Consider the following 22,452-nt stretch of genomic DNA (forward strand, 5'->3'; position numbering starts at 1 on the left):
ATTTAAAATAATAGCAAATTTTATTACATTTGTCAAAGAAAAATTATTTATAAATAAATAAAATTTACATTTTTCTTTATTATTTTAGCTCTTGCCAACTTTTGCCAATATTTTTTGACACTTTTAATGGAACTTTTAACTCAACAATATTTTCCATAATATTTACCAAATCTTCTAAAATCTCTTCTATTTTCTCATTTTTTATTTCAAAAATTAATTCATCATGAATTTGTAGAAGCATTTTTATATCTTCATTGTTTTTATATTTTTGCCAAATTTTTAGCATAGAAAGTTTAATCAAATCAGCAGCACTTCCTTGAAACTTCGTATTAACACCCTCTCTTAAAAATGCAGCTTTTTGCATTCCATTTGCACTATTAAAATCAAATACTCTTCTTCTTTTAAGTAGTGTTTCTATATATTCAGTTTCTAAGATTGTATCTTCAATTGATTTTAAATAATCCTTTACACTTTTAAAAGCTTGAAAATAAGACTCTATATAACTTTTTGCTTCTGCTGTTTTTATTCCCAATGTATCAGCAAGTTTTCTACTACCCATTCCATAAATAAGTCCAAAGTTTATAGATTTTGCTATTGATCTTTTTGAACTTGCTTCTTCTTCTCCAAAAATCTTTATTGCTGTTTGTTTATGAATGTCTAAATTACTATTAAAAGCTTCTAGTAAAGCCTCATCTTCACTAAAGTGAGCTAGTAGTCTCAACTCAATTTGTGAGTAATCTATTCCTACAAGAGAATAACCTTCTTTTGGTATAAATGCACTTCTTATTAGTGCTCCTGCTTCACTTTTTACTGGAATATTTTGTAAATTAGGATTTTTACTACTTAATCTTCCTGTTGCAGTTCCAGTTTGTAAAAACGAAGTATAAACTCTATTATTATCCCTTTGTTTTGCAAGTTTTAATAGTGGCTCAATATATGTTGATTGTAACTTATGAGATTCTCTATAATCTAAAAGTAAAGGAATTATTTTATGTTCATCATGAAGTTTTTGTAAAACCATTTCATTAGTACTATATCCACTTTTAGTCTTTTTTGAAGCAGTTAAACCTAATTTATCAAAAAGTACTTCACCTAACTGTTTTGGAGAGTTTATATTAAATTCACTACCTGCTAGCTCATAAATCTTTGCAGTTAGCTGTGCTAAATGTTTTAAACTCTTTTCTTTTAAATCTTCAAGTATATTAATATCAATTTTTATACCATTTTCTTGCATATGTGCTAAAACTTTAGTAAATTCAAACTCTAAACTCTGTCCTAATTCAAATAAATACTCTAAGTTTGAAGCTTTGAATTCTTCTTTTAATTTATAAAATAATTTTAAAGTAATAACCGCATCTTCACTTGCATATAAACAAGCCTTTTCAACTTCAACACTAGAGAAATTTTCTCCTTTTTTAACTAGCTCTTTAAAAGCTAACATTGTATGATCAAAATACTCTTTTGCTTTAGCATCAAGTCCTAGTTTTGAACTTGGATTTAAAAGCCAAGACATTATCATCGTATCAGCATACAAATTCATTTCTAAATCAAAGTTTGTTTTTATTATTTCATAATCATATTTGAAATTTTGTGCTACAAGTTTAAATTCATTTAATTTTTCTAATGCCTTTTTTGCATCATCTAAACCTATTTGATCAGGAACGCCTAGATAAAAATGCCCTATTGGAACATAATATCCTTTGTTTTCTTCAAAACTAAAAGAGAAGCCTACTATTTTTGCATCTTTTGTATCTAAACTTGTTGTTTCAGTATCAAAAGCAACAATTTTATTTTTATCAATTGAATTTAAAATATCAAATAATTTCTCTTTAGTATCAAGTAAAATAGAGTCAAATAAAAATGCTTCTTCTTTTTTAGGCAGTTTTGTTTTGTAATTTAATCCATCTTTATTAACTCTTTCTATAATTCTATTTAAATCATACTCAAGTAAAGTATCTGCGATTTTTAAAATTGGGTTTTCTTTTGGAAGAGTAAATTTATCTATTTCATCAAGCACATGGCAATCTACTTTTAAAGTAACTAACTCTTTTGAAATAAATGCCATCTCTTTACTTGCTTCTAAAAGATTTTTCCATCTTGGTTTTTCAATACTTTCTAAATTTTCATAAATATTTTCTATTGTATTAAACTGACTAATTAATGCTTGTGCAGTTTTCGCTCCCACACCTTTAACTCCTGGTACATTATCCGCACTATCACCTAAAAGTGCTTGATAATCAGTGAATTGCTTAGGTGTTACTCCATATTTTTGTGTACATTTATCTTCATTAATTATTACTTTTTTTATTGGATCGAATAAATAAATTGTATCATCATCAATTAGTTGATATAAATCTTTATCATGACTTACTATTCTTACTTCTAAATCTTTAGTTTTTGCATCATGTGCTATTGAAGCTATAATATCATCCGCTTCAAAACCAACCCTTGAAGCTGTTTGAAAGCCCATTTTTTCTATCCAATCAATTGCAACAGGTAGTTGTCTTAAAAGATCTTCTGGCACATCTGGTCTATGTGCTTTGTATTGACTATAAATTTCATTTCTAAAAGTATCACCTTTAGAATCTAATGCAAATACTAAATAATCTGTTTGAAAATCTTTTCCAATATTTGAAATAAAATTCATAAAACCTGTTAATAAGCCAGTTGGAAACCCCTCTTTTGATTTTAAAGGAGGAAGTGCATAATAACTTCTAAATAAAAATCCAAATGTATCTATAACTGTTATTGTTTTCTTCATATTACCTACTTATAAATTTTTAAAGTTTTTATAATATAATATCAATACTAAAAATAAGGTTTTATATGTCAGAAGAGTACAATCTTACTAAGCTTAAAAGAAGTAATGATGAACTAAAAGAGATTATAAATAATTCTTGGGATGGAATAGGAATTATTGATTTTACTGGGAAGTTTATATACTATAATAATGCATTCGTTCCTATTTTGGGTTTTTCAAAAGAAGAATTAAAAAACAAAAATTTTATATCATTTATACAAGAAGATTATAAAAAATCATTTATTGAATTAATGAAAAAAAATTTGAAAAATAGATATGAATCAGATATAAATATTGTTTGTATTAGAAAAGATAATCAAAAAGTTTATCTAAGAATAACACTATCAACTATGTTAAATAAAAAACTTTTTGTAATTAATACAAAAGATATTACAAAAGAGATTTCAGATGATCAAATTTTAGATAGTTATGTTGCTTCAACTCATGTAAATATAGATGGACTTATAACTCAAACTAGTCAAGCTTTTCGTACCCTTAGTGGCTATGAAGAGAATGAACTAATAAATAAACATCATACTATTATAAAATCAGCTGATGAAGATGATAAAGTTTTTAGTGAGATTTTAAGTCATATCAAAAATGCAAAAGAGTGGAATGGAAAAATTAAAGCTAAAAGAAAAAATGGAATAATCTTTTGGATTGATACAAAAGTAAAACCCACATATAACAAATATGGTGATATTACAGGTTATACTTCACTTATGTTTGATATTACAAATGAGATTAATCTTAATGTAGAAACAAAATCTTTACAACAAGAAGTAGTCCAAAAAGATAATCTTTTAGTTCAACAATCAAAACTAGCAATAATGACAGAGACTTTACAAATGCTTTCTCATGAATGGAGACAACCTTTAAATATAATATCAATTAGAGCTCAAAAACTTGAACTAGATTTAACAATGGGACTTGATTCAAATAAAGAAGCATTTGCACAAAGCTTAAAAGAGATAAAAGATGATGCACAAAAATTATCTAATACTATTGAAGAGTTTCAAAGTTTTGTCAAGTTAAAAAGTGAAAAAGAGAAAGTTATAGCAAAAGATGTTATTTTAAAAGCTGTAGAGATTTTCAAAAAAGATCCAGAATCAAAAGATATAGATTTTATAAAAGATGTAACTGATATTCCTGCTTTTAATAGCTATAAAAGTGAACTTACAACAATATTAGTAAATATATTAGTAAATGCCAAAGAAGCAATATTTAGAAAAAAAATTAAAAATGGTGTAATTAAACTTACTTGTTACTGCTTAAATAATACAATATTTTTTGAAATAAGTGATAATGCAGGTGGAATTGATGAAGATATAATTGATAAAATTTTCGAACCTTATTTCTCAACAAAAAATTCAAAACATGGGGTGGGCTTAGGATTATATACATGTAAAATAATCACTGAGATGCATTTAATGGGTGAAATTAGTGTAACAAACCATAATAGTGGTGCTACTTTTAAAATAGCACTACCAATTTAAAGGAAGATAAATGATAGTTATTCCAGCAAGATTAAATTCAAGTAGATTTGAAAATAAAATATTAGTGGATATATTAGGTTTACCAATGGTAATAAAAACTGCAATGCAAGTTAGTGCATTAGATAAAGTTGTAATTGCAACAGACTCATTGGAAGTTTTAGATTTAGCAAAAATACATGGATATGAAGCTGTACTTACATCAAATACTCATCAAAGTGGAACAGATAGAATAAATGAAGCTGTAAATAAGCTTGATTTACCAGATGATGAGATTATTATTAATGTACAAGCAGATGAACCTTTTATAGAACCAGAAGTTGTAAAAGCAGTAATAAATAGAGTAAAAGAAGTAAAAAAGAATAATGAAAATACAATGATTGTTAGTTGTTATAAAAAAATAACATCAGACTTAGCTGATGATCCTAATCATGTAAAAGTTATACTTGATGAAAATAGTAAGGCTATATATTTTTCAAGAGCAAAAGTTCCATATCATAGAGATCATTATGAAAACTCTAGTTACAATGGTCATCTTGGAATTTATGGTTTTACAAAAAAAAGTCTAAATGATTTTTGCTCATTGAAACCCTCAAAATTAGAAAAAATAGAGAAATTAGAACAATTAAGAGCTATTGATAATGGATACTCAATTGCTATGGTTGAAGTAGACTCTAAATCGTTTGGAATAGATACTCAAGAGGATTTAGAAAATGCTCTTAGAATTTTTAAAAAATAAGTCTAAATGGACTTATTTTTTCATTTAAATTTATTTTATATAAATAGATAAACTTACAAAAACTATAGATAATATAACTTTAAAGAGTATTTTTATATAATAATATAATAATAATTTAAAGCTAAGGTACTTAATGCACTTTGATGTTCTAATTGCAGATAGTGAAATAATACAAAATATACAACTTAAAGAAAAAACTATAAATGAACTCTCAAATATAAATTTGCATTTTACTTCCAGTGAAGAAGAGATTTTATCTAAAAAATTTGAATTAAATTTATTAATTATTGATATAAATATAAAAAATTCTATAAAAATTGCAAAAGAGTGTTTAAGTAGTGATATAGATGTTATATTTATCATAGATAATACTCAAAATCTTGATTTAGCTTATAGTATTGATGTTTTTGATTTTATTTATAAACCACTATTTTTCAATAAACTAATATTTAAAATAGATCATTATGTAAAAATTAGAGAAAAAGAGAAAGAGCTTTTAAAACAAAAAGAGGTCTCTTCTGCAATACTAAACAATATTGCAACACCAATATTTTTAACAGATGGTGAAAAATTTCTTTTTGCTAATAAAAACTTCTTAAAAGTTTTAAAGCTAAGAAAACTTAGTGAATTAAACAAAAAATATAAACAAGTATCTGACATATTTGAAAAAGAAGAAGGGTATCTATTTGGTGAAAAGAATATTGATTGGTTAAAGTATTTAAAAAACGAAGATGATTTAAAAGTATTAATAAAAATAGAAGATAAAAAACATATATATAAAATTCAATCTAACTACTTAAAACAGAATAAAAATCATCTTATTTTTTTAGATGATATTACTCATGAAATTGAGTATAAGCAAGAACTAATCAACCTTTTATATACAGATAATCTTACAAAAAAACCAAATAGAGCAAAGCTAATTGATCAACTACAACATGAAAAAATCAATATTAACTCTTTAGCAATTATTGATATAAACTCTTTTAAAGAGATAAATGATTTTTTTGGAAATAAAGTTGGTGATTGGGTTTTAATTCAAGTTGCTAATATTATGGAAAATATAATAAAAAATCATAATGGTATTAAGCTTTATAAATTCCCCTCTGATACTTATTGTGTAATAGCAGAAGAAGTAGAAAAAAATGATTTCTTAACTGTAATTAAAACTATTATTACTAAAATCTACAAAGAAGTATTTACTTATGAACATTATGAAATTGATACTCGTGTTAAAGCTGGTATATCATTTTCTACAAAAAACAACAAGCTAATTACAGCAGATTTAGCACTTCAAGCAGCAAAAAAAGACAATAAAGACTATTTGGTCTTTTATGATAAATTAGATAATTTGCAAGAGTATGAAAACAATATGAAATGGACAAAGAAGCTAAAAAATGCTTTAAATAAAGACCAAATTATTGTATATTATCAACCACTAATAAATAACAAGACTTTAAAAATAGACAAATATGAGTGTCTTGTAAGAATGATTGATGAGGATAAAGTAATATCTCCTTTTTTCTTTTTAGAAGTTTCAAAAAAATCTAATCAATATACAAAAATTACAAAGATAGTTATTGAAAAAGCTTTTAAAAAATTTGATAAATTAGATTATGAATTTTCAATTAATATATCTTATGAAGATATTGAAGATCCAGATTTTTTAAGTTTTGTAAGAAAAAAAATGAAAAAATATAATGTAAAAAACAAAGTGGTTTTTGAGATTTTAGAAGATGAAAGTGTGAAAAATTACAATATATTAATAGAATTTATAGATGAAATTAAAAGTTTAGGATGCAAAGTTGCTATTGATGATTTTGGTTCTGGATATTCAAACTTTGAGCATATTTTAAAAATGAATGTTGATTATTTGAAAATTGATGCTTCTATTATCAAAAATGTAGTAATTGATAAAAACTCTTATAAGATAACAAAAACTATAATAGAGTTTGCAAAAAACTTAGGATTAAAAACTATTGCAGAGTATGTTGAAAATGAAGATATATTTAATACAGTTAAAGATTTAGGAGCAGATTATTCACAAGGTTACTATTTTTCTCCTCCAAAAGAAAATCCAGAAATAAATAACTCAACTAAGGCTAGGGATGAATAAAGAAGTATTGAAAAATATAAAAGTTTTATATGTTGAAGATGAAAATGATGTACGAGAGTTTACGGGAAAAACAATTAAAGCAATAGTAAAAGAGATAATAATTGCAGCAGATGGGAAAGAAGGATTAGAAAAGTTCAAAGAACATTTAGATGTTGATTTAATTGTTACAGATATTAATATGCCTAAAATGGGCGGATTAGAAATGTGTGCTTATATAAAAGAGATAAATCCTGCAATACCAATTGTTATTACAAGTGCACACAATGATCCAAACTTTTTGAAAAAAGCCATTGATGTAGGTGTTAGTGCTTATGCTATGAAGCCTATAGATTTATATCAACTAATTGAAAGTATGATAAAAGCTGTTGAGCCGATTTTTTTAAGAAAGCAATTAGAAGAAGTAAACTTATCTTTAGAAGAAAAAGTTGAAGAGGGAATACAAAAAGTAAAATCAATTTTGGATGCTCAGGATAATATAGTATTTGTTAGTAGTTCAAATATAATTACAAATGTAAATAAAAAATTTTTAGAATTTTTTGGAACTGATTCATTAGAAGAGTTTTTAAATAATGTATCATGTGTATCAAAACTATTTAAAAATGAAAGAGGCTTTTTTAGTCCTGAAATCTTAAAAGACAGTGATAAAAATTGGATTGAGTATTTACAAAATTTAAGTGAAGTTGATAGAGTTGTAAAAATAACTAATAAAGATGGGGTTGATAGAGTATTTACTGTTAATATTGATGATTATGAGCAAGGACAACACTTTGTAATTTCTTTAACTGATATAACAGAATTAAAAGAGAAATCAAATCTTTTAGAGTATCAAGCAAGTCATGATTTATTAACAGGACTTTTTAATAGACAAAAATTTCATGAGATTTTTGGAAAAGAGATAAGAAGAGATAAAAGATATCAAAATGACTTATCTTTAATTCTTTTTGATATAGATCATTTTAAAAAGTTCAATGATGAATTTGGTCATAATATGGGAGATGAAGTTTTAAAGTTTATAGCTGAAGTTGTAACAAGAAGTGTAAGAGAGCATGATACTGTTGTAAGATGGGGAGGAGAAGAGTTTTTAGTTTTACTTCCTGAAACAAATATTGATGGAGCTATGAAAGTAGCTGAAAAAATAAGAAACGCAATACAAGAGTTTAAATCAAAAAAATTACCAAAACAAATAACAGCTAGTTTTGGAGTAACAACACTTGATGAGGGTGATATTGAAGAAGAGTTTATAAAAAAAGCAGATATTGCACTATATAAAGCAAAAAGAGATGGAAGAAACATGGTTTCTTCTTACACTACTTAGAAGTTAAAATCTTCTCCTAAGTAGTGTTGTCTAACACTTCCATCACTTTTAATATCTTCACTTTTACCAGAAGCTAATAAACTACCACTTTTCATTACATATGCTCTGTGACAAATCTGTAATGTCTCTCTTACATTGTGATCAGTTATTAAAACTCCAATTCCTATTAATGTAAGTTGATGAATAATCTCTTGAATATCTTTAACAGCAATAGGATCAACTCCTGCAAAAGGTTCATCAAGAAGTAAAAATTTAGGTTTAGAAACAAGTGCTCTTGCAATTTCTGTTCTTCTTCTCTCACCTCCTGATAAAGAGATACCTTTTCTTTTTCTAATTGGTTCAATATTAAAAACTTCAAGTAATTCTTCAACTCTTTTATGTTGTTCATTTTTATCATTTGTTACAACTTCAGCTGCTAAAAAAAGATTATCTTCAACACTTAAATCTTTAAAAATAGAAGATTCTTGAGGTAAATATCCTATTCCTTTTAAAGCTCTTTCATGTAAAGGAAGATTTGTAATATTCATACCATCGAAAAAAACCTCTCCACTTGTTGGTTTCACAAGACCACATACAGTATAAAAGGTTGTAGTTTTTCCTGCACCATTTGGTCCTAATAAACCTACTATTTCACCACTTTTTATCTCTAATGAAATACCATGTAATATTTGTGTTTTTTTTATTTTTTTTGTTATATCTTTTATTTCTAGTTTATGCATTTATTATATATTGCCTTTTATTCTCTTTTTTCTCTATTTTTATGGTAATTACGTTAAAACCATATGAATGAAGTAACTCTTCAAGTCTTTCATCACCCCACTCTACAAAATGAACTCCTTCTTTTTCAAACTCCTCTAAAAGTCCCAAAGATATAAACTCTTCTAAACCTTTATTATATACATCATAATGATAAATATTATTTGAATAAATAGTTTGAATAGAAAAAGTGGGTGAAGTAACTAAATCCTCAATTGATTTACTTTTTACATAATTTTTTACTAATGTTGTTTTTCCACTTGCTAAATCGCCTTGTAGTAAAATAACACAATCACCCTTTTGTTTAATATATTTATCTACTAGTTCTACTATTTTTTCTAATTGTTCTAAATTTAAATCTAGTTTTTCTTGCAAGTTTTTCCCTTATGCTAAAGCATTTGATACTTTAATTAATTGCTCTAATTTTTCTTTTGCTTTACCACTTTCAATAGTACTTCTTGCTATTTCAATTCCCTCTTTCATATCTCTTGCTTTATCATCTACAATTAAAGCTGCTGCTGAATTTAATAAAACAATATCAAGTCTTGAATCTTTTATTTCATTAGATAAGATACCTTTAGTAATAACTGCATTTTCCTTTGCATCTCCACCAACAATTGACTCTTTTGGTGCAAGATTAAATCCTAACTCTTGTGGATCAATTATAAATTCACTAATTTTATTATTTTCAAGTAAATTTGCAAAAGTTATATCTGAAATTGAGATTTCATCCATTCCATCATTTGAGCTAACTACCATTGCTTTTTGTGTTTCTAGTATATTTAAAGCCTCTGTAATTTTTCCAATTAAATCTTTAGGATATACACCAAGTAATTGTTTTTTTACAAAAGCAGGATTTGATAAAGGACCTATTAAATTAAAAATTGTTCTATGATCAATTGATTTTCTAATTGGTGTAACATATTTCATAGCTGGATGATGATTTGCTGCATGCATAAAAACAAAACCTGTATCTTCAAACATTTTTGCACTATTATTTAAACTCAAATCTAAATTGAACCCTAAAGCCTCAAGCATATCAGAACTTCCTGATTTACTTGTAACACTTCTATTTCCGTGTTTTGCTACATATGAACCACTTGCACATAAAAGAATTGATGTTGTACTTGAGATATTAAAACTAAAACTTTTATCTCCTCCTGTTCCTACTATATCAATAGCCTTTTGACGCAAAGTTTTATTTGCAGGTAAAGCAATCAAATGCTCTCTCATAGCGCTTACTGCACCTGCAATTTCTTCAACTGTCTCCCCTCTTTCATAAAGTTTTATCAAATAATCGCGAACTTCATCTTCGGGTAACCTATTTTCAAAAATATCGTCAAACTTCAGTTTTGCTACATTAAACATTGCTATCCTTATCACTTAGTTTTTCTACATATTCATCCATTTTAGATTTTGGAGTTGATTTAGTAGTAGGAATTTGTAAGACCTTAAATTTATCACTTCTTTCAAGATATTTTATCTCTATAATATCTCCAACTTTTACTTCTTTAGCTTTTTTTGCAGCTACATTATTTATATATACTACCTTACAAGCTAGCATATCTTCGGCAACTGCTCTTCTTTTTGTTATATTTACTGCATTTAAAAATTTATCACATCTCATAATAGGGATTATAGCTAATTTTAGATAAAATATATCCAAATAAACATTTATATTTTATGGAGACGTTATGAATAAAAAAGAAGTAAAAAAAGTTGTTTTAGCCTATAGTGGAGGTTTAGACACATCAATCATTTTAAAGTGGCTTCAAGATGAATACAATGCAGAAGTTATTACTTTTACTGCTGATTTAGGTCAAGGAGAAGAAGTAGAACCTGCAAGACAAAAAGCTTTAGATATGGGAATTAAACCAGAAAATATTTTCATTTTAGATATAAAAGAAGAGTTTGTAAAAGATTATGTATTTCCAATGTTTAGAGCAAATGCAATTTATGAGGGAGAATACTTATTAGGAACATCTATTGCAAGACCTCTTATTTCTAAAAAACAGATTGAAATTGCAGAAAAAATGGGTGCAGACGCTGTTTCTCATGGTGCAACTGGAAAAGGAAATGATCAAGTTAGATTTGAGCTTGGATATTTAGGACTTAATTCAGAAATTACAGTAATTGCTCCTTGGAGAGAATGGGATTTAAATTCAAGAGAAAAACTTTTAGCTTATGCTAAAAAGAATGGAATAAATATCGATAAAAAACATTTTGATGAAAATGGAAACCCTGCTGTAAGTCCATATTCAATGGATGCAAATCTTTTACATATTTCATATGAGGGATTAGTTTTAGAAGATCCAGCAAAACAACCAGATGAAAATATGTGGTTATGGACAAACTCTTTAGAAGAGGCACCAAATGAAGCTGAATATATTACAATTTCATACAAAAATGGAGATCCATACGCAATCAATGGTGAAGAGTTATCACCAGCAACACTTCTAAAAAAACTAAATGATTATGGGAATAAACATGGTATTGGAAGAATTGATATTGTTGAAAATAGATATGTTGGTATGAAAGCAAGAGGTTGTTATGAAACTCCAGGTGGAACAATTATGCTAAAAGCTCATAGAGCAATTGAATCAATTACTTTAGATAGAGAAGCAACACATTTAAAAGATGAATTAATGCCAAGATATGCAAAACTTATCTATAATGGGTATTGGTTCTCACCTGAAAGACAAATGTTACAAGCAGCAATTGATGAAACACAAAAAAAAGTAGAAGGAACAGTAAAACTAAAACTTTATAAAGGAAATGTTGTTGTAGTTGGAAGAGAATCAGAAAAATCACTATTCTCAGAAGCTCACTCTACATTTGAAGAAGATGAAGTTTATAATCAAAAAGATGCAGAAGGATTTATTAAATTAAATGCATTAAGATTTATAATTGCTGGACAAACTCAAAATAAATAAATAAAAAGCAGAGGTTTCTCTGCTTTTTTCTACACAAACTCTCACAAATAATAATACAAATGTAATATTGTAGTTAAAATGTAACTATTCTTTATTAGAATGCTTCTTAATTCAAAATTAAGAAGTAAATATGCACTATTTTGATGATTTAAAAACTATTCCTAAAAATGCAATTATTAAATCTGCTTGTTTAAACTTATACCCTATAAATAGAGTTTCAACTACAATAGAAAAGTTTGGAGAATGGAATGTAGGAATAGTAGAACAAGATTCAATAAGTGATATTACTGATTTTGATGAGGTAAATAATGCAAAAATAATTAGTTATATTGGACAGCCAACAAAAAGTGATCAATTAACACAAGGAATATGGAGAAAATGGGAATTCTCAGGAATACAAGCTTCAATTTTGACAAGTCAAATAGAAAAAGAGCAAATAGTATTAAGAGTTGAAGGACCTAAGGAGTTAAAAATAGGAAGAAAATCTCAAATGATGCAATGGGATATTGGTTATGGAAAATTTGGTTTTGGATTAACATATAGACCAAGATTAGAGTTAACTTATACTATTGAGCCAACTATTGCTACTTTATATCCTAAATCAATAGATACTATTAGTGAGGGCAAAATAATAGAAAATGAAATAAGTTCAGGATTTGACAAAAAAGGCAAAAAGATTTATTCTGCATTGAAATTCAATCTATCATCTTTGCCATCACATGAATTTACAATGATTACAAACGCATACGTAAAATTAAACTCTACAAAAATATATCTCAAAGAAGATATAAGATTTCATTTAGAGTTTGTTGATAGCAAATTAAAAAAAGATTATAAAAGCTTTTGTAATAGAGAAATAATTCAAAATATTGGTTATGATATAAGTGCCAATGATTTAAAAAACAATCAAACACAATATTTTGTATTTGATTCATTTTCAAAAAAAGAGTTAAATGCCAAATTAAAAGATAAAAGTGATGTCTTGTTTGTTTTAAGACCTACATCAGCAATTAAAACAATAAAAGATAGAAAAATATCTTGGGAAATTTCAAATGATAAATTATCTCCAAAACTAATTATTGAATATATATCAAAAAGAAGATTTGCATTACCACAAGTAACAAATGCAAAATATGAAATAGAAAATGGGAAAATAAAAATTTTATGGCAAAATCCACAAGATGAAAATTTCGTTGGAGCTAAAGTAATTAAAAACCCTTTTAGAAAACCCTTAAGTCCACAAGATGGACAAAAAATATATGCTGGTAAAGATAGTTATACTATTGATGATTTTGGAGCACTAGATAAAGATAAATATATTGCAATATTTACTTATGATGATGTTCCAAACTACTCTAAACCAGTCATATTAGAGTATAAAGCTCAAACTTAATATTTGCATTTTTTATTTTTTGAAGATATAATATTTTACTTTTTAAATGAAGGAGAGCGGAATGATTTTAAAATTTAAAGAGTTTTATCCTCAAATAGATAAAAATGCATGGATTGCACCAAGTGCAGATTTAATAGGAGATATAAAAGTAGACGAAGACTCATCTGTATGGTTTGGATGTGTCTTAAGAGCTGATGTAAATAAAATTAGAATTGGTAAAAGAACTAATGTTCAAGATTTATCAATGATTCACACTGATACAAATACCCAAACAATTATTGGAAATAATGTTACCATTGGACATAAGGTTATGCTTCATGGATGTACAATTGAAGATAACTGTTTAATTGGTATGAGCGCAACAATATTAGATAATGCAATAATTGGTGAGGGTTCAATAGTAGGAGCAAACTCTCTTGTAACTCAAGGGAAAAAATTCCCACCAAGAAGTTTAATCTTAGGAAGCCCAGCAAAAGTAGTAAAAGAGCTTACTCAAGAAGACGTTGAAGGTCTTATTAAACATGCAAGACATTACGTAGATTATAAAAACGATTATTCTTAATTAGAATAGAAGATTTTTATCTTCTATCTAACATTTGTATTATTTCGCTAAAAAGAGTGAGTTTTGTTTTGTACTCTTTATCTTCTTTTTCTAACTCTTTAAGCTCCAAAGGTTCGATATTAGAATTAAAGATTTTAGATAACTGCTCTATTTCTCTATTTCTTTGTGATAACTCTTTTACATAATAAGTTGATAGGTATGATTTTTCTACTTCTTTTAATAAAGTATCTATTTTAAAAGGTTTTAAAATATAATGATTTACCCCATAATTAATAGAATCAAGTAAGTATTGTTTATCTGAATAAGCTGTTGTGATAAGACAAGCAACTCTTGGATTAATATTTTTGATTAGTTTAATCATCTCTATTCCATCAATATTGGGCATATTAATGTCAGTGATTACTATATCAATTTTATCTTTATATTTTTTAAACTTTTCAAAACCATCTTTTCCATCTACTGCAACATATGTTTTTTTAAAAAGAGGTTCAAAGCAACTTAGAAGGTTTTTTCTTATAACAGAATCATCTTCAACATATAACACAGTCAACTCTTCGATGAAGTTAATATTAAAACTACTATTTTCTAGCTTTTTCATAATAATCTCCTATAAGAAAATTATACTTATAAATAGTATTATAAAAGTGTTAATTATTCAAAATATTTAATATTTATTTTATATCCAAATCCATAAACATTTTCAATATCTAATTCTGGAACTTTTTTTCTTAATCTTGAAACGATATTTTTTAAGTTTGTTATATCTGCACTTGACTCATAATCACCTTCCCATAATATTGCTATTATTTCTTGAACAGGATGGGTTTTTTCAATTGTTTTTAAAAGTAACTCAATCAATAAAAACTCTTTTTTTGTTAGTTTTATTGCTTGATTATTTCTTAATAGTTGTTTTGTTTGTTTATCCCAAATCAAAATATTATTTAACACTATTTTTTCAGCTTTAAAACTATTTTGTAGCTCTCTTTGATCATGAATATCTTTTGTAATATTAAATATGACATTAATAAACTCATCATAATCTAAAGGTTTTACTAAAAAATAAGAGATTCCTATATTTACAAACTCCAAAAGGTATTTTGTTTCACTATGTGCTGATAAAACTATTATTTTTTGATCAGGGTTTTCTTCATATATAAGTTTTGTAAGCTCTAAGCCATCAATTTTGGGCATTTTTATATCACTTAATACAATATCATAATGTTTTTGATTTATATTAAAATACTCTTTGTATTTATTTAAGCCCTCTTCTCCATCACTTGCTACATCTACACAAGTAAAAATCTCTTTTAAAAGCTCTGTTGTTTCTTTTTTTATAGACTCATCATCTTCTACAAAAAGTATAGATATATTTTGGCAATACTCCTCAAGTAACACATAGTCAATCATAAGTCCTCCCATATCAATAGTAAATAAGAATAAAAATTATACAATACTAAAACTACTTATAAGTTTAATTTATTTTGGAATTTACATGAAAAAACATTTAGATAATGATTCAGAGAATATAAATACAATATTAAACTCAACTATTGAGGGAATTTTAATAATCAAACAAGGATTTATAGTAAATGCAAATGATGCTTTAGTTCAAATTTTGGAGTATAAAACAAAAGATGAGTTAATAGGTAATTTAGCAACAGGTGTACTAATTCCATCAACAACACAAAAATTTCTAGAGTTTAATAAACATCTATTTCAAGAAGTTACTTTAGTTTCAAATAATGGAGATTTAATCCCTGCAATAATTAAAATAAGTGATATAAAATTAAGTGGTGAAAAATATAAAATTGTTTCTTTAATTGACTTAAGAGAGATAAAAGAGAATGAAAATCTACTATTTAGACAATCAAAGCTTGCAAGCTTGGGTGAAATGATATCTATGATTGCCCACCAATGGAGACAACCCTTAGCTTCTGTTGGTTCAATTATGGCTAAACTTAGGTTTAAAACAAGAAAAAATAGTCTAATAAAAAATGAAGATTTGATAAAAGATATTTTAAGTGTGCAAGGCTATTTAAAATATATGTCAAAAACAATTGATGATTTTGCAAATTTTTTCAAAGATGATAAACAAAAAGAGTATATAGATATTATTGAAACAACAATGCATGCAAAAGAGCTTATTCAACCTAGCTTAGAAATTGCAAATATAAATTTAGAAATAAATAAAATAGATATTGAAAAAATATATACTTATAAAAATGAGTATATTCAAATTATTTTAAACCTAATAAATAACAGCATTGATGCAATAACTGAAAGAGAGATAAAAAAAGGAAAGATAGATATAAACTTTGTTAAAAGTGAAAATTATTTGAGAATTAAAGTAAGTGATAATGCAAAAGGTATACCACAAGATATTATAAATAGAGTTTTTGATCCTTATTTTTCTACAAAACATGAGAAAAATGGAACAGGATTAGGTCTTTATATGTGTAAGGTTATTCTTGAAAAACATTTTAGTGGAACAATTGATGTTAAAAATACATCACAAGGCGCTTGTTTTAGTATCGATATTAAGATTTGAATTTAACTACTTGATTTTTACCTTTTTCTTTTGCAAGATAAAGTGCTTTATCAGCACAAGAAATTATTTTTTCTGAATCTAATATTTTATCACTTGTTTGACTAAGTCCTATACTAACAGTTATAGAAAAATCATCAAACTTTAGATTTTCTATTTTTTTTCTAACTCTATTTGCTATTTTATAACCTTGCTCTAACTTTGTATTAGGCATAACTATACTTAACTCTTCTCCTCCATATCTAGCAGCAAAATCCATTTGTCTTATTGAATCATTTAAAATCTCTCCAATTTTTGATAATACTTCATCACCTTTTTGATGTCCAAAATTATCATTTATTTTTTTAAAATCATCAATATCAATTAGTGCTAAAGTTATAATAGTATTTTTTCTTTTTGCTAAATCTATCTCTTTTTTAAGAAAAACATCAAATATATCTCTTAAATAGAGATTCGTTAAACCATCTTTTGTAGAAGAGTCAGTTAAAAAGTCGCTTTTTTTCTCTTCCATTATTGTTGGTTTATAAATTATATTTTTTATATTACTTAAATAATCTAAAGTAGCCAAACAAACTCCGCTATCTCTTTTTAACCTTTTTTGTAAAAAAGATTTATGTCTAAGTATCTCTTTACAAAGTTGCTTTGCTTCTTTTTTATTAAAAGATTTATGTGTCAAAGTTAATAAGATAAGTGAATATAGCTCATCATTGTATATCTCATAATAGTATCTAAATTTTTGTCTACTACTTACTAGTCTCTCAATATCGCAGATATACAATTGTGAATTTTCTATATCAATAGTATCTGATACTTGAGTTTGTTCTTCATTCATTTAAATTTTTGCCTTTAAGTATTTGTTCTTTTTATATCATAAATATCTAGACGTCTATCTTTTAAATTATTTACACTACCAAAACTATGCAACTCTTTTAATAAGTCTAAATCAACATCAGCCACTAAAATCATTTCAGTATTAGGAGTTGATTCAGCTTTAACACCATTAATAGAAAATGCAAAATCACATGGAGTAAAAACAGCTGACTGAGCATATTGAATATCCATATTGTGAACTTTTGGCAAGTTTCCAACACATCCAGCTATTGCTACATAACACTCATTTTCAATAGCTCTTGCTTGAGAGCATAGTCTAACTCTTGAATAACCATTTTGAGTATCAGTTAAAAATGGCACAAAAAGAATTTGCATTCCCTCATTTGCTAAAATTCTACTTAATTCAGGAAACTCTGAATCATAACAGATTAAAACACCTATTTTCCCACAATCTGTATTAAATGTTCTAATTTCATTAGAACCGTTTAATCCCCAAATTTTCTTTTCATCAGGAGTAACATGATTTTTTGCATACTTTTCAATAGTACCATCACGCTTACATAAAAAACCTACATTATATAAATGTCCATCTACCAATTCAGGCATACTTCCAGTTATAATATTGATATTATAACTTATTGCAAGTTTTGAAAACTCTTCTTTAAAGGTATGTGTATATTTAGCCAATTCTCTTATTGCATCAGCTTCATTTAAATGATTATACTTAGCCATTAATGGAGCATTGAAAAACTCAGGGAAAAGAGCAAAATCACTTCTATAGTTTGAAACAGCTTTAATAAAATATTCTGCTTGTTCTAAAACTTCTTCTATATTTTTATAAGGTCTAACTTGCCATTGCACTAAACCAAGTCTTACAATTGATTTTTGAGTTAAAGGTTTCTTTTTTAATTTTGTATAATAAATATTATTCCAAGCTAATAATGCTGCATATTCTTGACTTTCAACATCACCTTCAAGATAGTTTTTTAAAACTCTTTTTACATAAAAATCATTTGATAGTTGAAAATTAAGAACAGGATCATTTATTTTCTTATATTTAACTTTTTGAATATACTCTTTAGGAGTTAATTTTTCTGCATATTTGCCATAATTTGGCAATCTTCCTCCAAATATTATACCTTTTAAATTCAACTCTTCACATAACTCTTTTCTATAATCATACAATCTTCTACCAAGTCTTAAGCCTCTATATTTTTTACTAATAAAAATATCTACACCATAAAGCATATCACCTAAAGGATCATGGGTATTAAATGTATAATTAGCCGTAATCTCTTTATAATTATGATTATCATCAAAAAGTGAATAATCAACTATAATACTAAGTGCAAATCCAGCTAACTCTCCATCTATTTTTATTCCTACTTGACCTTTTGGAAACTTATCAAGTAAAGCACTTAACTCTTCATACTCCCAAGTAGAATCTTTAAGATGTTTATACTCATCTTTCATTAATTCACAAATGGCTAAATGATCATCTTTTTGTAAAAAAGTAAGCTCAATTTTATCTATATTTTGTTTCACAAAAACCCCTTAAAGTGATATGTATAATTATATAATATTTAAGCTAAACTATTATAGAAATCTTTAAGTTTATTATATAATTCATCAAAACTTACATTTTCCATAGAATCTAGAATATCAACCATAATTACATTATCTTCTTTACCATTCCATGTTTTTTTATAAGTTCCTTCTTTATAGCCATTATCTTGTCTAAATTTATTTAAACAATTTTTACCAATATATAGTTTTTGTAGCCATGTAAAAGATAATCCAGATATTTTACAACATCTAAAAAATTGATCAATAAATCTTTCAATTCCGCTAAATGATGGCATATTGTTTGTTTGAATTGCTAAAGCAATATAACCTAACTTTTCAGCTTCTTTTACCATGGCTTTTACATCAATTTGTTCATTTGCTTCATATATACAATGAGTATTAACTAAAGATACAGCTTTTGGAACATTTGTTTCTTGTAAAATATAAGACATTAAAAAATGCCAAATATCAACTAATTCAACATGTATATTATTCATATCAGGCTGAGAATTAATATTTTTCCAATGTTTCCATGGAGTTGAATCAATTAACTCTGCAACTTCCATATGAATACATCTTAGCCAGTTGATATCTTTGTCAAATTTATTTACACCAAGTTCCCAATTTTTACCGTTTGTTGAGTCATTTAACTCTTTTTGTAGCAAAAACATCTCTTCAAGCTTATGAGGGAAAGAAGAAGCTTCTTCTAAAAGTGTTGCCAAAGGTAAACACTCTTCAACTAAATTATCTAAAGTACTATTATTTGGTAAAGATTTTTCACCTTTTAAAAGATGAATAATAAGTGAAATTGTATATGGCACTTCATCTTTTTCTTCCCATTTTAAAATATCTTTTGGTGTAACACCTATATATTTTGCAAAATCTTCTATTGTTAAAAATCCCAATGATTTTGTAACTATTTTTAAATCTTCATATAACAAATCTATTCTCCTAATTTATTGGTAATTCTATTTTAAATACTGCACCTTTATTTGAGTTGGATACACTTAATCGACCATTACTATGTTGTTCAATTATTGTTCTACTCATATAAAGACCCAATCCTGTTCCATTTTTATTCTTTTTTGTTGAGAAGTATGGTTCAAAAACTCTATTTATAATATTTGGAGGAATTCCTCCAGCATTATCTTCTACTTCAATAATTGCAAAATTATCATTTTTATAATACTTGATATTTAATTCTCTTTGTGTGCCATCATTTTTTTCAACCATAACATCTCTTGCATTTTTAATTATATTTATTAATACTTGTACTACTTCATTTATGTGTACTTTAACAATACAATCATCAATTGCATTTTTATTTAATTTTATAGTATCAACTTTTAGCATGTAAGCTAAAAAATCAATTGCTTTTTCTATTAATTTACTTAATTTTATCTCTTCTTTTTCTTTATCGGGTTTGAAAAAATCTCTAAAATCATCAATTGTTTTTGACATATAATCAAGCTGGTTTCCTATATCTTCCACAACTTGATTAAGTATTTCATCACTTACTTCACCCTCAATCATTTTCATTAAAGGAAGTTTTTGAATTAATATAGATACAGCTTGAAGTGGTTGTCTCCATTGATGAGCAATCATTGAAATCATCTCACCCATTGCTGCTGATTTTGATTGTTCTACTAAAATATTTTGTTGTTCTTCTACTTCTTTTTTTGAAGTTATATCTTGTCTTATTGCATAAAAACCAGTAATCTGTCCTTTTTGATTAAAACTTGGTTCAATAGTTGCATAGACCCAATATGCTTGTCCATTCTTTTTTTGATTTTTAATTTCACCTTGCCAAACTTTTTTATCAAGAATAGTTTCCCAAAGGTTTTTAAAAACATATTGGCTTGTATCTGGATGTCTTACAATATTATGAGATTTTCCAATAAGTTCATCTCTACTAAAACCAGAGATATCACAAAAAGCATCAGAGACTTCTTTAATAATTCCTTTTTTATCAGTTTTAGACATAATTACATATTTATTAACTATTCCTACTGTTTTTCTTAATTTATTCTCAACATCTTTAACTGTTTTTGAATATTTATTAAGAACTCCTGCAAAGTTTCTTTCAAATATATAATCAATTTCAGATATAACATCAAAAGAGTTAATTTTTAAATCATAAATATTTTTAATTAGTGCACTTTTAAAACCAGAACATATTATAAAAAGCTCATCACTACTTACATTTTTTGACTTTAAATAATCTAATAAATCATTTATTACAGGGCAATCACCAATCTCTTTTTTTTCATTAATAACATCAATATAATAATCAATTACAAAACTTGCATATTTTTTTACAAATATAATTTTATCAAGTTCATAAGAGTCTAAAATTTCAATTACACTTTTATTTGATAACCAATATTTTATAATAGTCTTTTTATTTTGCTTGAGTTGATCAACATAATTATTTAATGCCATTATTACCCTAATTTAAATGATTAAGAGATATTTTACTATTAGTTATCTTTGTTTTGGATTATAAAATGAACAGGGTTTTCCACTGCTATTTTTTACAACAACAGAGGGAATCATTTGTGACTTAAAACCATAAGCTTTACATCCATGAGGACGTCCTTTTTCCCATGTAACATAATAATATAGACACTTTTGACATACAATTCTTTCTTCCATAAAATAATATTACCAAAATTATTTAAATATTCATATATAATTAAGAATAATTTGATTAAAATTACATGATAAAGACAATAAAGGTTAAAAATAATGTTTAAAAATATACACACTAGATATAAAATACTTATAAATATGCTTGTTACTCAAGTTGCATTTGCTATTATTAGTATTACAGCAATAGTGTCAGCTTCTGATATAGTTGCAATTTTAGCAATAAATATTCTTTTTGGTATTATAGTAGCTTATACAAATTTTGCTGCTATGAAAAGAATTGTTGGAGGAATTGACAGATTAAGAGAATATCTTGATGATTTTATGCAATATACCTTTATGAAATCAAACAAAATAAGAAGAGCAGAATATATAAAAAAAGATGAGATTGGTGAAATCTTAGAGAGTTTCAATGTATATTTTGATTCATTTGACAAAATAAGAAAAGATGATATGAGAGTATTAGGAGAGATTGTTCTTGTTATGAATAAAGTAGAACAAGGTATTTTCCAATGTAGAATTAACTCAAATACAGAAAATCCTATGATTATGACTCTAAAAAAAACAATAAATAAAATGCTTGATACACAAGAAGATAATATGAAAAATCTAGAGAGTGCTTTAGAATCATACTCAAATGATGACTACACAAAACAAATAGAGATATCACCAAAATTAAAAGCAAGAATGTTGTCAGTAATGAAAGGAGTAAATGCCTTAGGAGAAGCACTAGCAACAACAGCAAAAACAAATC

The 22,452-nt window shown here is 26.1% G+C and carries 20 protein-coding genes and 1 pseudogene; 9 read left to right on the forward strand and 12 right to left on the reverse strand.

Annotated features, from left to right (window positions below; translation table 11 throughout):
* Positions 1–79: 79 nt before the first annotated feature.
* On the reverse strand, positions 80–2,761 hold the full coding sequence (gene polA / locus ACTCCZ_RS08270; RefSeq protein ID WP_079579132.1) for a DNA polymerase I: 2,682 nt from the start codon (positions 2,759–2,761) through the stop codon (positions 80–82).
* Between the two features lie 65 nt (positions 2,762–2,826).
* Here polA and ACTCCZ_RS08275 point away from each other — a divergent pair, with 65 nt between their 5' ends.
* The 4 genes from ACTCCZ_RS08275 (at position 2,827) to ACTCCZ_RS08290 (ending at position 8,463) form a co-directional block, all read left to right on the forward strand.
* Complete coding sequence (locus ACTCCZ_RS08275) at positions 2,827–4,296, forward strand: PAS domain-containing sensor histidine kinase (RefSeq protein WP_079579130.1); 1,470 nt, start codon at positions 2,827–2,829, stop codon at positions 4,294–4,296.
* A gap of 10 nt (positions 4,297–4,306) precedes the next feature.
* Entirely contained in the window at positions 4,307–5,032 is a 726-nt protein-coding gene (gene kdsB, locus ACTCCZ_RS08280) for a 3-deoxy-manno-octulosonate cytidylyltransferase (RefSeq protein ID WP_079579128.1), read from the forward strand.
* A gap of 133 nt (positions 5,033–5,165) precedes the next feature.
* Positions 5,166–7,148 (forward strand): bifunctional diguanylate cyclase/phosphodiesterase, encoded by a 1,983-nt coding sequence (locus ACTCCZ_RS08285; protein ID WP_079579126.1) that lies wholly within the window; start codon positions 5,166–5,168, stop codon positions 7,146–7,148.
* Entirely contained in the window at positions 7,141–8,463 is a 1,323-nt protein-coding gene (locus ACTCCZ_RS08290; RefSeq protein WP_079579124.1) for a GGDEF domain-containing response regulator, read from the forward strand. The genes ACTCCZ_RS08285 and ACTCCZ_RS08290 overlap by 8 nt, the downstream gene beginning before the upstream one ends.
* On the opposite strand, the gene lptB is transcribed toward ACTCCZ_RS08290, so the two are convergent.
* The 4 genes from lptB to ACTCCZ_RS08310 are packed head-to-tail and all read right to left on the reverse strand — an operon-like array spanning position 8,460 to position 10,846.
* Positions 8,460–9,182, reverse strand: a complete 723-nt coding sequence (gene lptB / locus ACTCCZ_RS08295; RefSeq protein WP_079579122.1) for an LPS export ABC transporter ATP-binding protein — start codon at positions 9,180–9,182, stop codon at positions 8,460–8,462. The genes ACTCCZ_RS08290 and lptB overlap by 4 nt on opposite strands.
* A complete protein-coding gene (gene tsaE, locus ACTCCZ_RS08300) occupies positions 9,175–9,594 on the reverse strand; it encodes a tRNA (adenosine(37)-N6)-threonylcarbamoyltransferase complex ATPase subunit type 1 TsaE (RefSeq protein WP_079579120.1) in 420 nt (139 codons plus the stop codon). Before tsaE ends, lptB begins: the two co-directional genes overlap by 8 nt.
* A gap of 9 nt (positions 9,595–9,603) precedes the next feature.
* A complete protein-coding gene (trpD, locus tag ACTCCZ_RS08305; protein WP_079579118.1) occupies positions 9,604–10,587 on the reverse strand; it encodes an anthranilate phosphoribosyltransferase in 984 nt (327 codons plus the stop codon).
* Positions 10,580–10,846, reverse strand: a complete 267-nt coding sequence (locus ACTCCZ_RS08310) for a hypothetical protein (RefSeq protein ID WP_079579116.1) — start codon at positions 10,844–10,846, stop codon at positions 10,580–10,582. The genes trpD and ACTCCZ_RS08310 overlap by 8 nt, the downstream gene beginning before the upstream one ends.
* Before the next feature lie 67 nt (positions 10,847–10,913).
* Here ACTCCZ_RS08310 and ACTCCZ_RS08315 point away from each other — a divergent pair, with 67 nt between their 5' ends.
* From ACTCCZ_RS08315 to ACTCCZ_RS08325, 3 genes are all read left to right on the forward strand, one after another.
* Positions 10,914–12,152 (forward strand): argininosuccinate synthase, encoded by a 1,239-nt coding sequence (locus tag ACTCCZ_RS08315; RefSeq protein WP_079579114.1) that lies wholly within the window; start codon positions 10,914–10,916, stop codon positions 12,150–12,152.
* A gap of 130 nt (positions 12,153–12,282) precedes the next feature.
* Positions 12,283–13,545, forward strand: coding sequence for a hypothetical protein (locus tag ACTCCZ_RS08320; RefSeq protein WP_079579112.1), 1,263 nt, complete (start codon positions 12,283–12,285; stop codon positions 13,543–13,545).
* Positions 13,546–13,606: 61 nt separating this feature from the next.
* Positions 13,607–14,107: a gamma carbonic anhydrase family protein gene (locus ACTCCZ_RS08325; protein ID WP_079579110.1), complete on the forward strand. Its 501-nt coding sequence runs from the start codon at positions 13,607–13,609 to the stop codon at positions 14,105–14,107.
* Between the two features lie 16 nt (positions 14,108–14,123).
* Here the strand turns inward: ACTCCZ_RS08325 and ACTCCZ_RS08330 are convergent, their stop codons facing one another.
* A complete protein-coding gene (locus tag ACTCCZ_RS08330; RefSeq protein ID WP_079579108.1) occupies positions 14,124–14,705 on the reverse strand; it encodes a response regulator transcription factor in 582 nt (193 codons plus the stop codon).
* 53 nt (positions 14,706–14,758) lie between these two features.
* Entirely contained in the window at positions 14,759–15,514 is a 756-nt protein-coding gene (locus ACTCCZ_RS08335; protein WP_159445745.1) for a response regulator transcription factor, read from the reverse strand.
* An 85-nt stretch (positions 15,515–15,599) separates the two neighbouring features.
* Between ACTCCZ_RS08335 and ACTCCZ_RS08340 the strand changes: the two genes are divergently transcribed.
* Positions 15,600–16,655, forward strand: a complete 1,056-nt coding sequence (locus ACTCCZ_RS08340) for a sensor histidine kinase (protein WP_079579104.1) — start codon at positions 15,600–15,602, stop codon at positions 16,653–16,655.
* Here ACTCCZ_RS08340 and ACTCCZ_RS08345 read toward each other — a convergent pair.
* Genes ACTCCZ_RS08345 through ACTCCZ_RS08365 form a run of 5 tightly spaced genes read right to left on the reverse strand, consistent with a single transcriptional unit; the run spans position 16,645 to position 21,704 of the window.
* Positions 16,645–17,484 carry a GGDEF domain-containing protein gene (locus ACTCCZ_RS08345; protein WP_079579102.1) on the reverse strand — a complete coding sequence of 280 codons (840 nt, stop codon included), beginning with the start codon at positions 17,482–17,484 and terminating at the stop codon, positions 16,645–16,647. The genes ACTCCZ_RS08340 and ACTCCZ_RS08345 overlap by 11 nt on opposite strands.
* Positions 17,485–17,498: 14 nt before the next feature.
* Complete coding sequence (locus ACTCCZ_RS08350; protein ID WP_228145333.1) at positions 17,499–19,028, reverse strand: bifunctional GNAT family N-acetyltransferase/carbon-nitrogen hydrolase family protein; 1,530 nt, start codon at positions 19,026–19,028, stop codon at positions 17,499–17,501.
* 38 nt (positions 19,029–19,066) lie between these two features.
* The gene (locus ACTCCZ_RS08355) at positions 19,067–19,990 is read right to left on the reverse strand and encodes a dUTP diphosphatase (protein WP_079579100.1); all 924 of its coding nucleotides are present in this window, start codon (positions 19,988–19,990) and stop codon (positions 19,067–19,069) included.
* Between the two features lie 10 nt (positions 19,991–20,000).
* A complete protein-coding gene (locus tag ACTCCZ_RS08360; RefSeq protein ID WP_079579098.1) occupies positions 20,001–21,491 on the reverse strand; it encodes a PAS domain-containing sensor histidine kinase in 1,491 nt (496 codons plus the stop codon).
* Between the two features lie 42 nt (positions 21,492–21,533).
* Positions 21,534–21,704, reverse strand: coding sequence for a uracil-DNA glycosylase (locus tag ACTCCZ_RS08365; RefSeq protein WP_079579096.1), 171 nt, complete (start codon positions 21,702–21,704; stop codon positions 21,534–21,536).
* A 93-nt stretch (positions 21,705–21,797) separates the two neighbouring features.
* Between ACTCCZ_RS08365 and ACTCCZ_RS08370 the strand changes: the two are divergent.
* A pseudogene (locus ACTCCZ_RS08370) lies at positions 21,798–22,452 on the forward strand (methyl-accepting chemotaxis protein); the annotation flags it as partial.

It is taken from the genome of Malaciobacter sp., from assembly GCF_055140965.1.

What these genes read in the sequence shown, in the direction of transcription:
- ACTCCZ_RS08320 (WP_079579112.1), top strand. Translation starts at nt 12,283, where the DNA reads ATGCACTATTTTGATGATTTAAAAACTATTCCTAAAAATGCAATTATT.
- ACTCCZ_RS08365 (WP_079579096.1), bottom strand. Translation starts at nt 21,704, where the DNA reads ATGGAAGAAAGAATTGTATGTCAAAAGTGTCTATATTATTATGTTACA.
- ACTCCZ_RS08325 (WP_079579110.1), top strand. Translation starts at nt 13,607, where the DNA reads ATGATTTTAAAATTTAAAGAGTTTTATCCTCAAATAGATAAAAATGCA.
- ACTCCZ_RS08330 (WP_079579108.1), bottom strand. Translation starts at nt 14,705, where the DNA reads ATGAAAAAGCTAGAAAATAGTAGTTTTAATATTAACTTCATCGAAGAG.
- ACTCCZ_RS08310 (WP_079579116.1), bottom strand. Translation starts at nt 10,846, where the DNA reads ATGAGATGTGATAAATTTTTAAATGCAGTAAATATAACAAAAAGAAGA.
- ACTCCZ_RS08275 (WP_079579130.1), top strand. Translation starts at nt 2,827, where the DNA reads ATGTCAGAAGAGTACAATCTTACTAAGCTTAAAAGAAGTAATGATGAA.
- kdsB (WP_079579128.1), top strand. Translation starts at nt 4,307, where the DNA reads ATGATAGTTATTCCAGCAAGATTAAATTCAAGTAGATTTGAAAATAAA.
- lptB (WP_079579122.1), bottom strand. Translation starts at nt 9,182, where the DNA reads ATGCATAAACTAGAAATAAAAGATATAACAAAAAAAATAAAAAAAACA.
- ACTCCZ_RS08315 (WP_079579114.1), top strand. Translation starts at nt 10,914, where the DNA reads ATGAATAAAAAAGAAGTAAAAAAAGTTGTTTTAGCCTATAGTGGAGGT.
- polA (WP_079579132.1), bottom strand. Translation starts at nt 2,761, where the DNA reads ATGAAGAAAACAATAACAGTTATAGATACATTTGGATTTTTATTTAGA.
- ACTCCZ_RS08340 (WP_079579104.1), top strand. Translation starts at nt 15,600, where the DNA reads ATGAAAAAACATTTAGATAATGATTCAGAGAATATAAATACAATATTA.
- trpD (WP_079579118.1), bottom strand. Translation starts at nt 10,587, where the DNA reads ATGTTTAATGTAGCAAAACTGAAGTTTGACGATATTTTTGAAAATAGG.
- ACTCCZ_RS08290 (WP_079579124.1), top strand. Translation starts at nt 7,141, where the DNA reads ATGAATAAAGAAGTATTGAAAAATATAAAAGTTTTATATGTTGAAGAT.
- ACTCCZ_RS08335 (WP_159445745.1), bottom strand. Translation starts at nt 15,514, where the DNA reads ATGATTGACTATGTGTTACTTGAGGAGTATTGCCAAAATATATCTATA.
- ACTCCZ_RS08360 (WP_079579098.1), bottom strand. Translation starts at nt 21,491, where the DNA reads ATGGCATTAAATAATTATGTTGATCAACTCAAGCAAAATAAAAAGACT.
- ACTCCZ_RS08345 (WP_079579102.1), bottom strand. Translation starts at nt 17,484, where the DNA reads ATGAATGAAGAACAAACTCAAGTATCAGATACTATTGATATAGAAAAT.
- ACTCCZ_RS08285 (WP_079579126.1), top strand. Translation starts at nt 5,166, where the DNA reads ATGCACTTTGATGTTCTAATTGCAGATAGTGAAATAATACAAAATATA.